Genomic DNA, 12,663 nt, shown 5'->3' with positions numbered 1-12,663 from the left:
TCACCGAGGAGTCAGCACCATGCACACGACCATCGTCCGTTCCGGCCTGTCCGTCACGTTCCACGTCCTGGCCACCACGCAGACCAACCACGCCCTGATGGTGCGCGGCCCGCGCGAGGGCCGCGAGGACGGCTGGGTGCTGCCGCACGGCGAGGTGCCGGACGGGCGGTGCGTGATCCTCACCGCGCGCGAGCTGTTCATGGAGACGACGGGATACGACCGCGCCCTGTCCGAGTTCTACGCCGTCAGCCCGATGACGGACGAACGGGGCGAGCTGAACGGCCTGACCTACGTCCTGGACGGCGGGCACACCCCCGGAGTCCCGGCCAACCCGCCGAAGGACGGGGCGAGTTGGGTTCCCATGCGGGAGCTCCACGAGCCGCCGGCGCTCTACCAGTACGCCATCATCGCGGCCGGCCGGCGCCGCAGGCTTCCGCTGCTGATCAACGCCGACCGGCCGGAGGCCGCCTTCAGCTGAGCCGCGGGCGGCTTCCCCGGAAACGGGGTCAGTGTTCGACGAAGAACCTGACATCGTCGAAGCGGCAGGCCGCGAGATCGTCCCTGTGGATAAGGAAACTCGCGTAGAAGCTCTCGTTGTCCGGTATCTCGAAAACGCCCAACGTCACCCATTCCTTCGCCAGGGCGAGCTGCTCCCCGCGTTCCCGGGCGAGTTCCCGGATCGCCTCTTCGTCCTGAAGCGCGTCCTCCCGGGACGCGGCCCGGTATTCCTCCCGGATTTGCTCCTCGGCGATTTTGTGCTCCGGGTAGCCCTGGGGAGCGTAGTGGTGACTTCCGAGCTTGACGGTGGTCCATCCGAAGGGAGGCTCCCGCCAGATCTCCGCCGCCACGCCGCTGATCTCGCCCGCTCGGGGAACGCGAGCGTGGAACGCCTTCTCCTCGGGCTCCAGGTCTGTGCCGTCCTCGGGCGAGGAGAGCAACCACGGCGGCCAGCTGTAGGTGACGAAGGCATAGAGGTCCTGCTCGGGAAGGATCACCATGTCCTCGTCGTCCTCGGGCTCGGGCTCGGGCTCGGGCTCGGGCGGAGACTGCTCCACGGTCTCCACGCCTTCCGGCACGTAGACCACGCGCCCGATCGGGTCCAGGTAGTCCTGTTCGACGAAGAAGAGCAGCGTGCCGCCGGCGGGAAAGGGCAGATCCGTCTCGGACGGCAGCGCGGCGCAGTCGACCGAGCAGAAAAAGGGAATGGGCCAGGCTCTGTCCGCGGCCTCCCGGATCAGCCGACCGCCACTGGTCAACGGGGTCTCGTAATACGGGGCGCATCCTCGCGGCCACTCGGATCCGACCGGCAGCCTCGGCAGACCGCCGACCCGACCGGCCACGATGCCGGGCCCCGGAATGGCGCCTTCGGGTGGCCCCGAGGACAATTCGGTATGCACGCGCGCTTCCCGTAACCAGCCCTCGATCTCCTCGGCGGTGAACCCGCGTTGCGCGGCCAGGGAACGGAATTGGTCTCGCGTGTCCATGGCCGCCAGTATGTCAGCGCCGCAACACGGGAAAACGGCGAGGACCGCCCGCCCCCGGGCCTACTCCCCTGCCCGTTCCTCGCCCTTCTCCAGCTCCGCCAGCCGCAGCAGCAGCGACTTGACCTCGGTCGCGGCGACCTCGTCGCCGTTCAGCGCGTCGGGGTCGGAGCAGATCAGCACCGGCTGGTGGCGGGGGTCGGTGGGGAGGCGGCCGTGGCTGCCTCGGATCTGGGCGCCGTCGAGGGGGACGACGTTCATGCGGTAGCGCATCCCGATCTTCTTGCGGACCAGCGCCGCCCCCGCGCGGGCCTTGACGAGGCGGTCCTCCGGGTTGAGGAACAGCTCCGCCGGGTCGTAGCCGGGCTTGCGGTGGATCTCGACGGTGGGGGCGTAGTCCGGCGCGTCGGCGTCGTCCAGCCAGTAGTAGTAGGTGAACCAGGAGTCCTCGTCGGCGACCGCGACCAGGTCGCCGGCGCGGGGGTGGTCCAGGCCGTGGGCGGCCTTGCCCTCGTCGTCGAGGAGTTCGGCGATGCCCGGCAGGTCCTTCAGCGCCTCGCGCGCGGGCTCCAGGTCCTCCGGGCGGCGCACGTAGACGTGGGCGACCTGGTGGTCGGCGACGGCGAACGCGCGGGAGACCCACGGGTCCAGGTACTCCATCCCGGCCTGGGTGTAGACCTCAAGCAGCCCGGCCTCGCGCAGCCTGCGGTTGATGTGGACCTGGCGGCTGACGGGGCTGATGCCGTACTCGGAGAGCGCGACCACCGTCGCTTCCTGCGCGCGCGCCGCGTCGAGCAACGGGGCCAGCTCGCCGTCGAGTTCGGCGGCAGCCGCCCTGGCCTGCGGGGAGTCGGGACCGAAGCGCTGGAGGTCGTAGTCCAGGTGCGGCAGATAGACCAGGGTCAGGTCGGGCTGACGGGTGGTCAGCAGGCGGCGGGCGGCGTGGGCGATCCACCGCGAGGAGTCGATGGCCGCCGTCGGCCCCCAGTAGGTGAAGAGCGGGAACTCACCGAAGCGCGAGGTGAGTTCGTCGTGCAGCTCCGGCGGCCTGGTGTAGCAGTCGGGGTCCTTCTTGCCGTCGGCGTAGTAGATCGGCCGGGGCGTGACGGTGTAGTCGGTGTCGGCGCCCATGGCGTACCACCAGCAGACGTTGGCCACCGTGTACTCGGGGTCGACCTTGCGCGCGGCGTCCCAGATCTTCTCGCCGCCGACGAGGGCGTTGTGCTGCCGCCACAGCAGCACGTCGCCCAACTCGCGGAAGTACCAGCCGTTTCCGACGATGCCGTGGCCCGAGGGGAGTTCGCCGGTGAGGAACGTCGCCTGCGCCGAGCAGGTCACCGCCGGGAGGACGGTGCCGAGCGGCGCCTGGGAGCCGGCGGTGGCGACCGCCTTGAGCGTGGGCATGTGGTCGAGCAGTTCGGGCGTCAGTCCCACCACGTCGATGACCACCAGTCGGCGGCTCATGGCAGCACTTCCTTTCGGTGCGTGATTGCTCGGGGAGGATCAGCCGGCGTGCGGGCGCCGGCCGCGGCTCACGCCTCCTCCTTCAGGCCGAGGTCGGTCAACAGGTCGCGCGCCAGCGAGAGTTCGGCGGCGATGCCGTCGGCCAGCTGGTCGGCGTCGGTGGGGCGCAGCTCGGGCGGGAGCACCTGCCAGGTGTAGGTCTCCACCTCCAGGTGCCGGGTGAGCGGGCGCCGCCCGCCGACCAGCCGGGCCAGGGACTGCCGCAGCACCGGCAGCGTGGTGGACAGCGGCGCCGGCGGCTTGGCGTGCAGCGGGATGTGGTGGTGCACCCGCCAGGGCCCGGAGGCGCTCAGCGGCTTCTCGCCGTCCAACGCCAAGTCCAGGTCGTCACGGGCGGTGACGGTGCCGTCCTGGGCGCGTTCCCTGGTCTGGTGCAGGAAGCGCTCCTCGACGAACTCGGCGAGCGCCTGGCGCACCTCCGGCCGTTCCGGGTGTTCGGCGTGCAGGGCCGCCGACAGCTGCGCCTTGTAGATCGGGACCTCCTGCCGCACCAGCCGGTCGATGGCCTCGTCCGGGTCCTCGAACGCGGTGGCCAGGTGGCAGGTGTCCAGGCAGAGCCCGATCCGGTCGGTGGGCGGCGCCTCGGGGCCGGTCAGCAGCCTGCTGGCCTGGTCGGTGGTCTCGATGACGCAGCCCGGCTCGGGCTCCAGGGCGACCCTGATCTGCCGGCGGTTTCCGCTGGCCAGCAGGTCCAGCTCGCGGGAGAGCCGGTTCAGCTGCTGGACGGCCGCCGACTCGGCCGCCGCGTCGTAGGGGGTGCGCCAGGCCAGCGGCAGGGTGGAGATGGTGCCCTCGGTGACGTCGTCGGGCAGCAGCCCGGCGAGCAGACACGCGAGTTGGAGTGTGTGCTCCCGACGGGCGTCCGTGGTCCAGTCCGGCTGGTAGACGCGGTGCTTGACCTTCGCCGAGCCGAAGCCGCGATACGGGAAGCCGTTGAGGGTGACCACCTCAAGGCCCTCCCGGCGCAGCGCCTCGGTGAGCGTGGCGCGCGCCTTCGGGTCGCGGCTCAGGGCCTTGACCACGTCGGCGGCGAGCCACAGGCCGATGCCGAGACGCTCCCGGCCCAGCCGACGGCGCACGGGCGCGCAGTGCTCGCTGAGCTGGGTGAGGACCCCGTCAAGGGTCTCGGCGGGGTGGACGTTGGTGCAGTAGGCGAGGTGTATCAGCCCACCACTGGGGTGTCGGAAGCGCACAGGTAACCCTCTCAGCTGTCGGCGGGCGCCCCGCGCCGCAGCACGTTGCCGGCGTAGTCGTCGCGTTCGGGCCGCTCGCCGAGGTCGAGGCGCCCGCTGAGAGAGTAGAACGCCACCGGGTTGCGCCAGAGCACCAGGTCCACCTCGTCGTCGCTGAAGCCGTCCGCCAGCATGGCCTCGCCGACCCTCCGGGTCTTCAACGGGTCGCTGTTGCCCCAGTCGGCGGCCGAGTTGACCAGCACCTTCTCCGTTCCGTACTCGCGCAGCAACCGGACCATCCTGGTCTCGTCCATCTTGGTGTCCGGGTACACCGAGAAGCCGAGCCAGCAGCCGCTGTCCTTGGCGGCGGCGACCGTCGTCTCGTTGAGGTGGTCCAGCAGCACCCGCTCGGTGGGCAGGGCCGACTCCCTGACCACGTCGACGGTGCGGGTCACGCCGGCGACCTTGTCGCGGTGCGGGGTGTGGACGAGGGCGGGCAGCTCGTGGTCCACGGCGAGCTGGAGCTGGGCGGCCAGCGCCTCGTCCTCGGCGGGCGTCATCGAGTCGTAGCCGATCTCGCCGACGGCGACCACGCTGTCCTTGCGCAGATAGCGGTCCAGCTCGGCCAGCACGGGGACGCACCGCGGGTCGTTGGCCTCCTTGGGGTTGAGGGCCAGCGCGCAGTGGTGGGTGATGCCGTGCTCGGCCGCCCGGTACGGCTCCCAGCCGAGGAGGGCGTCGAAGTAGTCCAGGAAGCTGCCGACGTTGGTGCGCGGCTGCCCCAGCCAGAACGCGGGCTCGACGAGGGCCCGCACCCCCGCGTCCCGCATGGCGCGGTAGTCGTCGGTGGTGCGGGATGACATGTGGATGTGCGGGTCGAAGATGCGCATCAGGGCTCCTGGGGGTGCTGCGGCTGGTGCGGCGGCTGGGCGGCGAGGACCTCGCCGACGTCCTCGGGAACGGGGCGCCCCGCGGCCTCGCGCTCGGCGGCGTAGTCGCCGAGCATCCGCAGCAGCTCGGCGTCGGTGCGGGTGGCCAGGCCCGAGACGGCGGTCAGCGGGACGCCGGTGAAGACGCACTTGAGGACGGCGTGCCGCCACTGGTGCTGGTCCAGGTGGGCGGCGGCGTAGTCGCCGACGGCGGCGACGATCAGCCGGGTGTCGTTGGTGCGCAGGGCGTCCTCGACGAGCGGGACGGCCTCCGGCCCCAGGTGCAGATAGGACAGCGCCTGGAGCACGGCGCGGCGCTCGGCGGCGTCGCCCTGCTGGTAGAGGCGGGTGACGGTCGCCAGGTCGGCGTCGGCGGCGTGCAGCAGCAGCACGCGGGCCGCGTCGGCGGCCGGCATCCCGGACACGGGCAGCGCGCCGCGGCCGACGCGGCGGGTGGCGACGGCGAACGAGGACTCCCAGTCCGCGTCGGCGGCCCAGCCCAGGGTCGCCTCCAGCCACTCGGCGGCCTCGTGGGGCACGGCCTCGACCAGCTCGGCGCGGAGCGCGGCCAGGGCCTGCGGCAGGGTGGGTGAGTCCATCAGGGGACCTCCGAACGACTGCTCATCCGGGTGTCGGTGAGCGCGGCTTCCAGGAACTGGAACGATTCTGCCGCGAGTTGGGGTCCGGCGTGCGAGTGGCGTGGCAGTTCCACGGAGACGAGCCCGGTGTAGCCGGTGTCGGCGAGGGCGGCGAGCACCGGCGGGAAGTCGATCTCCCCGGTGCCGAACGGCAGATGCTCGTGGACCCCGCGCCGCATGTCCTCGATCTGGACGTGCGCCAGCCACGGGCCGGCCTCCGTGACGCAGTCGGCGACGGGCGCCGGCTCCAGGCAGCGGCAGTGGCCTATGTCCAGGGTCAGCCGCAGCGCCTCGGGCGAGTCCAGGCGGCGGCGCAGCCGGTGGAAGCCGGCGAGGTCGCCCAGCAGGTGGCCCGGCTCGGGTTCGACGGCGAGCGGGACTCCGGCGTCGGTGGCGGCGTCCAGCAGCGGGGCGAAGGAGTCCGCGAGCCGGCTCCAGGCCACTTCCTCGGGGGTCTCCTCGGGACGGTGGCCGCTGAAGCAGTGCAGCGCGGTGGCGCCGAGGTCGGCGGCGACGCGGACGGCGTCGGTGAGCATCGCGATCCGCCGGCCCCTGGCCTCCGCGTCGGGGTCGAGCAGGCTGGGGCCGTGCTTGCGGCGCGGGTCGAGGACGTAGCGGGCGCCGGTCTCGACGGCGACGGCGAGGCCGAGCCGGTCCAGCCGGGCGGCGACGGCCTCGGTGCGGCGGGCCAGGTCGGGGGCGAGCGGGTCGAGGTGCATGTGGTCGAGGGTCAGCGCGACGCCCCGGTAGCCGAGGTCGGCCAGCAGGGCGAGGGCGTCGTCCAGGCGCAGGTCGGTGAGGCCGTTGGTGCCGTACGCCAGGCGGAAGCCGGGACTCATGTGACGCTGACCTTTCTGGACAGCCGCCGCGCCGCGCCCAGCAGCGTCAGCAGCACGGGCACGGAGGCGCGGGCGCCGGCGCGGGCCGCGAGGCCGGCCTGGAGCGGCACCAGCGCCTGGAGGCCGGCGACGACGCCGGCCTTGGTGTGCGCGCCGGTGGGTTGGCCGGCGGCGCGGGTCAGGGCGGGCGCGGCCGTCAGCAGGTAGCTGGCGGCGCAGCCGCGCGCCGTGCCGGCCTCGGGCCCGGGGCGGCTGACGACGGCGGCGATGCCGGCCGTGGTGGCCAGCGCGGCCAGCGGCGCGGTCCGGTCGCCGCCGCCGACCTCGTTCCGCGAGACATGGGTGACGGCGGTGGTGTGGGCGGCGAGCAGCGCGGCCGGCGGCAGCGCCGCGGGCGCGACGCGGCCGGCGCCGGCGGCGCCGAGCAGCAGGTCGAGGCCGCGGGCGGCGCCCATGGCGGCGGGGCCGGCCGCGGTGTGCTTCAGCTTGAGGTCGTAGGCCCAGACGGTCGCGGCCAGCGCGGAGGCGGTGGCCAGCTGGGCGCGGTTGCCGGCGGCGGCCAGCGCCAGGCCGGCGGCCGTGAGGCCGGCGGCGGCGCCGAAGGCGGCGGCGGGCGCGACGCGGCCGGACGGCAGCGGCCGGTGCGGCCGGTCGCGGGCGTCCTCGGCGCGGTCGGCCCAGTCGTTGAGCGCCATGCCCGCCCAGTAGAGGCAGACCGAACTCCCGATGGCCAGCGCCGTGTTGCGGGCCGGCGCGCCGCCGGCCGCCGAGCCGGCCAGGGCGTCGCCCGGCACGGTCAGCGCGGCCGGCCCGCGCACCAGCTCCACCCAGGCGCGGGCCCTGCCGCCGGTCACGAGCGGCCAGCCAGCCGGTCGGCGAGCGCCAGCAGCTCGCGGTACTGCTCGGCGAGGCCCGGCGGGTCGGTGTCCGGGTCCTTGAAGAAGAAGCCGAGCCCGGGAACGGGTCCCGTCATCCCCGTCTCGTGCGCGCGGGCCACCAGCCGCGCCAGGTCGAGGACGAGGGGGGCGGCGAGCGCGGAGTCGCAGCCCTGCCAGATGGTCTGGAGCACCATCCGGGTGCCGAGGAAGCCGTCGAACGCGACGTGGTCCCAGGCGGTCTTCCAGTCGCCGAGCGCCGGCACGTGGTCGATGTGGGTCTCGCCCTCGGGCTCGCTGCCCAGGTTGTCGGCGAGCGCCCTGGCCTTGCCGGCGTTCTTGGCGGCGGCGGCCCTGGGGTCGGCGAGGGTGGCGCCGTCGCCGCCGCCCAGCAGGTTGCTGCCGGACCAGGCGCGCACGGCCAGCTCCCGTTGGGCGAACATCGGCGCCAGCACGGCCCGCAGCAGGGTCTGCCCGGTCTTGCCGTCCCGTCCGGCGTGCGGCAGCCCGGCGGCGGCGGCGCGGGCGGCGAGGCCCTCGGCGTGCATCCCGGTGGCGGGGGTGAAGTTGACGTAGGAGGCGCCGGCGGCGATCGCCGCGGCGGCGTAGAGCGCGCTGGCCGGGGCGCGGGCGTCGCCGGGGGCCGGCGTCGGCTCGGTGCTGGCCAGGTGGACGACGACGGTGCGGGCCAGCCCGTGGCCGGCGGTGAACGCGGCGATGTCGGCGGCGAACGCCTCGACCAGCCGCTCGTCGGAGCGCGGGTCGTCGGGTTGGGGGCCGCCGGGGCGGATCTCGGCGTCGGCGCGCGCCAGTTCGTCGGCGACGGCGGACGGCAGTCCGTGCGGCAGGACCCCGGCCTCCGCGAGCTGTTCGGCGCGCTTGGGCAACGGGGTGGGGTGGGTGTCGTGGCCCCCGAACACCAGCTGTTCCAGCGGGGGCAGGCCGGCCCCCGCGAACGCGGGCCCTGCGGTGACCAGTCCGGTGGGTGGGTGCAGTCCGGCGGCGAGGGCGGCGCGGCCGGCCACGGTGGTGGTGGCCACCGAGCCCCGGGCGCCGATCAGCCAGACTCCGACGCGTTTCAGGGGTTCTGTTGTCATGTCGCGGCTTTCTGTGCAGCTGCGGAAGGGGCGAGGGCGCGCGGTGCCCGGCCACGTGTGCGGCGTGACCGGGCAACGCGCGAGGCGGCGGCGCGGGGCGGGTTCGGCGGTTCCGCCCCTGCCGTCACCCTCCGGCCCGCGCGGGGCCGGCCTCCGTCCCCGCCGCCCCTCGCGGCGGTGGACGGAGTCGTGGGGTGGTGCTTGTCGGGGTACCGGTGGGTCGGCTCTGTGGGGTCAGTGCTGGCAGTCGGTGTCGGTCAGCTCGGCGACACGGACGTCCCTGAACTGCACGGTGTCGTCGTCGCCGTGGTTCTGGAGCCCGATGTGTCCCGCCAGGCTACGGTCCTCCTCGGTCGAGGTGAAGTCGTTGATCAGCACATCGTTGAGGAAGATCTGGAGATGGTCGCCCTCGACCCGCAGCTCGTAGGTGTTCCACTCGCCGTTGGGGTTGAGCGCGGCGTCCCTGGCCTCGATGTCGGCGCCCTGGAAGGTGTAGACGGAGCCGGTCGTCCGCTCGGGGACGTCGGTGTCGTCGATCTGGATCTCGTAGCCCTGGTTCACCGCGTCCCAGGGGTCGTCGGAGACCGGGGAGCCCAGGAAGACACCGGAGTTGGAGTCACCGATCTGGCGCCAGTCGAGCAGCAGCGAGAAGTTCTCGTACGACTCGGCCTCGTAGTAGAACAGGCCCATGCCGCCGACGCTGGTCAGCGTGCCTTCCTCGGCGTCCAGCTCGAACTCGCCGGGCCCGGCCTGGGTCCAGCCCTCGGTCGAGGTGCCGTCGAAGATCGAGGTGTACTCGGGCTCCTCGGGGTCCTCGGGGTCCTCGCTCGGGACGGAGCAGTCGGCGTCGGTCTGGCCGGCGGCGTACTGGATGCCGCCCAGCAGGTGCTGGAGGAAGTCCTCCTCGGCGAAGGACTCGATGGTGTGGCCGCCGCCGGTGTAGAAGGCGAGGCCGCCCTCGTACTCCTTGCACCAGGCGATCGGGTGGTCGCCGTCCATGTTGCCGCCCTCGTAGGAGGACTCGTCGAGCGAGGCCAGCACGCGGGCGCTTTCCCTGGGGTTGGTGCGGTAGTTGTACCACTCGTCGGTGCGCTCCCAGGTGTCGCCCAGGTGCGCGGTGGCCGGGTGGTCGTGGTCCTCGACGTTGACGGTCGCCTGCTGGATCTGCGGGTGGCTGTCGAAGAGGGCGCCGGCCAGGCCGTCGTACCACTCCCAGTCGTACTCGGTGTCGGCGGCGGCGTGGACGCCGACGTAGCCGCCGCCGTTGTTGATGTAACCCTCGAACGCGGTCTGCTGCGTGTCGTCGAGCACGTCGCCCGTGGTGGACAGGAAGAGGACGGCCTCGTACTGGGCCAGGTTCTCCTCGGTGAACAGCGCCGAGTCCTCGGTCGCGGTCACCGTGAAGTCGTTGGCCTCGCCCAGCTGCGTGATCGCCTCGATGCCGGCTTCGATCGAGTCGTGCCGGAATCCGGCGGTCTTGGAGAAGACCAGTACGTCGAACGGTTCGGCCGCGGTCTCCTGCCCCGCGCCGTCGGGGGCCTCGGCGGCCCCCGCCGACATCGCGGGCAGTGCGGTGGCGCACAGGGCGCCCCCGACGAGCAGGAGGCAGGCTCGTCTCAACCGGGTGCTGCGGGTAGTTTCACTCAACGCGCTCACTCCTCACTTCCGGTACTGAAGGTGAAGTCGTCCAGGTTGAACGTGCCACCCGTGAAAACCAGGTGGAGCGTGGTGGACTCGGCCGGCTGGTCGGCCAGCTCCGTCGTGACGTCCTCGAAGGCGTCCGCGCCTCCGGTGTCGCCGACCTCGACGGTGCCCAGCAGCTGGCCGTCGGGGGCGTCGGCGCGCACCTCGACGGTGCCGCTGCCGCCCTCGGAGGCGACGCGTGCGGTGAACTCCGTCGCGTTGTCCAGCAGATACGGCTCGAACGAGATCCAGCCGCCGTCGGTGACCTCGACCGCGCGTCCGCCGTGGGCGGCGTCGACGCTCACCGTGGTCGGGCCCTCGGCCTCGCCGAAGTGCTCGGCCTGGCGCTGCCTGGTCTGGCTGACGACCTCGTCGCTGCCGGTCAGCGGCGGGGCGTCGCCGAAGCCGGCGTCGGTGTACTCGGCGTTCCAGACCCCGAAGATGTTGGCGTTCGGGTCGTGCTCGCCGTCCGCGAGGGTCTGGAGGGTGCCGGAGCAGCCGTTGGCCGAGGTCTGCGGGTGGCCGTGCGAGTCGTGGCCGAGGATGAACGTGACGGTCACGTCCTCGCAGTTGATCTCCGTGTCCTCGGCGTCGGTGACCTCCACCTCGAACGGCACCTCGTCGCCGAAGTCGACCAGCGCGCCGTCGCCCGGCAGCAGCAGGTTGACCTCGGGCTCGGTGTTGCCCGCCACGACCTGCACGGACGCGTTGCCGGTGGCGCCGGCGGCGTTGGTCACGGTCAGCACCACGCTGTAGGTGCCGGCCTCCTCGAAGGTGTGGGTCGGGTCGGCCTCCTCGGAGGTGGCGCCGTCGCCGAAGTCCCACGCGTAGGTCAGCTCGGAGCCGTCGGGGTCGGTCGAGCCCTCGGAGCTGAACGCGACCTCCAGCGGGGTCTGGCCCGAGGTGACGTCGGCGCTGGCCCTCGCCACCGGGGCGCTGACACCCGCGGTGTAGTCGATGCGGTAGAGGGCGCTGTTCTCGTCGCCGGCGAAGTAGCCGGTGCCGTAGTCAAGGACGTAGAGCGCGCCGTCGGGGCCGAAGGCGGTGTCCATGACCTGGGTGCCTTCCCAGAGGAAGTCGTGGATGCCGGAGACGTTGCCGTCCTCGTCCTGCTCCACGGCCTTGATCCACTGGCGGCCGAACTCGGCGGCGAAGAAGGTGCCGTCCAGCGACTCGGGGAACTTGCGCTCGGAGTCCAGGTCGGCGTCGTAGCGGTAGACCGGGCCCGCCATCGGGGACTCGGAGCCGTCACCGAACTCGGGGACGGAGTCGCCGTCGTAGGGGATCCAGGCCGGCTGCGCCGGCGGCAGCTCGGTCAGGCCCGTGTTGTGGGGCGACTCGTTGACGGGGGCGGCGCAGTCGAAGGCCTCGCCCGAGGTGCCGGTCTCGAAGTCGTAGTCGATGTACGGCTCGTTGTCGCCCACGCAGTACGGCCAGCCGAAGTTGCCGGGCTCGGTCACCCGGTTGAACTCCACCTGCCCCGACGGGCCGCGCTCGGGGTCGGCGGTGCCGGAGTCGGGGCCGTAGTCGCCGACGTAGACGTCGCCCGTGGCCTGGTCGACGCTCATCCGGAACGGGTTGCGGAAGCCCATGGCGTAGATCTCGGGCCGGGCGCCCTCGGTGCCCTCCTGGAAGAGGTTGCCCTCGGGGATGGTGTAGCTGCCGTCGTCCTCGACGTGGATGCGCAGCAGCTTGCCGCGCAGGTCGTCGGTGTTGGCGGCGGAACGCTGGGCGTCGAACGCCGGGTTGCGGTCCTCCCGCTCGTCGATCGGGCTGAACCCGTCGGAGGCGAACGGGTTGGTGTCGTCGCCCGTGGTCAGGTAGAGGTTGCCCTCGGCGTCGAAGTCGATGTCGCCGCCGACGTGGCAGCACTGGCCGCGGCTGGCCGCCACGTCCAGGATCTCGACCTCACTGCCGTTGTCGAGGGTGCCGTCCTCGTTCAACGTGAAGCGGGAGAGCCGGTTCACGCCGTCGTAGGGGGCGAAGTCCTCGGCGGTGCCGTCGGACGGCGCGTCGCCGGCGGGGGTCTCCATCGGCGGCGCGTAGTAGAGGTAGATGTGGCGGTTCTGCTCGAAGTCGGGGTCGACCCCGACGCCCTGGAGACCCTCCTCGTCGTGGCTGTAGACCGGGATCTCGCCCGCCACCTGGGTCAGTCCGTTGGCGCCGGTGAGCCGCAGCGTGCCGTCCCTCGACGTGTGCAGGACGGACGTGTCGGGCAGCACGGCGAGCGTCATCGGCTCGCCCATCTCGGCCTCGCCCTTGGCGAGTTCGACCTGCTGGAACTCGTCGAGCGGCGGCGGTTCGGCCGCCGTCGCCGTCTGTTGGCTGATCACCACACCCGCCGAGGCGAGCGTCATGCCCGCCACGGTCGCGAGTACGGCTTTGAGTCTCCTGTGCACGAGCGTTCCTCCGTTAGAGCGCACGG

The 12,663-nt window shown here is 72.7% G+C and carries 11 protein-coding genes; 1 reads left to right on the top strand and 10 read right to left on the bottom strand.

Annotation, left to right across the window (positions count from 1 at the left end; all coding sequences use genetic code 11):
• Positions 1-19: 19 nt before the first annotated feature.
• Positions 20-478 carry an NUDIX domain-containing protein gene (locus FH715_RS02960; protein ID WP_139640441.1) on the top strand — a complete coding sequence of 153 codons (459 nt, stop codon included), beginning with the start codon at positions 20-22 and terminating at the stop codon, positions 476-478.
• Positions 479-506: 28 nt separating this feature from the next.
• On the opposite strand, the gene FH715_RS02955 is transcribed toward FH715_RS02960, so the two are convergent.
• The 10 genes from FH715_RS02955 to FH715_RS02910 all read right to left on the bottom strand — a co-directional run bounded on the left by FH715_RS02955 (position 507) and on the right by FH715_RS02910 (position 12,637).
• Complete coding sequence (locus FH715_RS02955; RefSeq protein WP_139640440.1) at positions 507-1,484, bottom strand: DUF1963 domain-containing protein; 978 nt, start codon at positions 1,482-1,484, stop codon at positions 507-509.
• A 60-nt stretch (positions 1,485-1,544) separates the two neighbouring features.
• Entirely contained in the window at positions 1,545-2,945 is a 1,401-nt protein-coding gene (locus FH715_RS02950) for an alkaline phosphatase family protein (protein WP_139640439.1), read from the bottom strand.
• Between the two features lie 68 nt (positions 2,946-3,013).
• On the bottom strand, positions 3,014-4,198 hold the full coding sequence (eboE, locus tag FH715_RS02945) for a metabolite traffic protein EboE (protein ID WP_139640438.1): 1,185 nt from the start codon (positions 4,196-4,198) through the stop codon (positions 3,014-3,016).
• An 11-nt stretch (positions 4,199-4,209) separates the two neighbouring features.
• Complete coding sequence (locus FH715_RS02940; protein ID WP_139640437.1) at positions 4,210-5,067, bottom strand: TatD family hydrolase; 858 nt, start codon at positions 5,065-5,067, stop codon at positions 4,210-4,212.
• The gene (locus FH715_RS02935; RefSeq protein WP_139640436.1) at positions 5,067-5,705 is read right to left on the bottom strand and encodes an EboA domain-containing protein; all 639 of its coding nucleotides are present in this window, start codon (positions 5,703-5,705) and stop codon (positions 5,067-5,069) included. Before FH715_RS02935 ends, FH715_RS02940 begins: the two co-directional genes overlap by 1 nt.
• Positions 5,705-6,583 carry a sugar phosphate isomerase/epimerase family protein gene (locus FH715_RS02930; protein ID WP_139640435.1) on the bottom strand — a complete coding sequence of 293 codons (879 nt, stop codon included), beginning with the start codon at positions 6,581-6,583 and terminating at the stop codon, positions 5,705-5,707. Before FH715_RS02930 ends, FH715_RS02935 begins: the two co-directional genes overlap by 1 nt.
• Positions 6,580-7,437: an SCO3242 family prenyltransferase gene (locus tag FH715_RS02925; RefSeq protein WP_139640434.1), complete on the bottom strand. Its 858-nt coding sequence runs from the start codon at positions 7,435-7,437 to the stop codon at positions 6,580-6,582. The genes FH715_RS02930 and FH715_RS02925 overlap by 4 nt, the downstream gene beginning before the upstream one ends.
• Positions 7,434-8,555: an inositol-3-phosphate synthase gene (locus FH715_RS02920; RefSeq protein ID WP_139640433.1), complete on the bottom strand. Its 1,122-nt coding sequence runs from the start codon at positions 8,553-8,555 to the stop codon at positions 7,434-7,436. Before FH715_RS02920 ends, FH715_RS02925 begins: the two co-directional genes overlap by 4 nt.
• A 234-nt stretch (positions 8,556-8,789) precedes the next feature.
• Positions 8,790-10,211 carry a ThuA domain-containing protein gene (locus tag FH715_RS02915; RefSeq protein WP_425472653.1) on the bottom strand — a complete coding sequence of 474 codons (1,422 nt, stop codon included), beginning with the start codon at positions 10,209-10,211 and terminating at the stop codon, positions 8,790-8,792.
• Entirely contained in the window at positions 10,208-12,637 is a 2,430-nt protein-coding gene (locus FH715_RS02910) for a PQQ-dependent sugar dehydrogenase (protein ID WP_425472652.1), read from the bottom strand. The genes FH715_RS02915 and FH715_RS02910 overlap by 4 nt, the downstream gene beginning before the upstream one ends.
• Positions 12,638-12,663: the final 26 nt, after the last annotated feature.

The organism is Streptomyces sedi (genome assembly GCF_006335015.1).
Classification (GTDB): domain Bacteria; phylum Actinomycetota; class Actinomycetes; order Streptomycetales; family Streptomycetaceae; genus Streptomyces; species Streptomyces sedi.
Note: the sequence above shows the minus strand (reverse complement) of the source record. Positions and strands in the feature narration are given on the sequence as shown.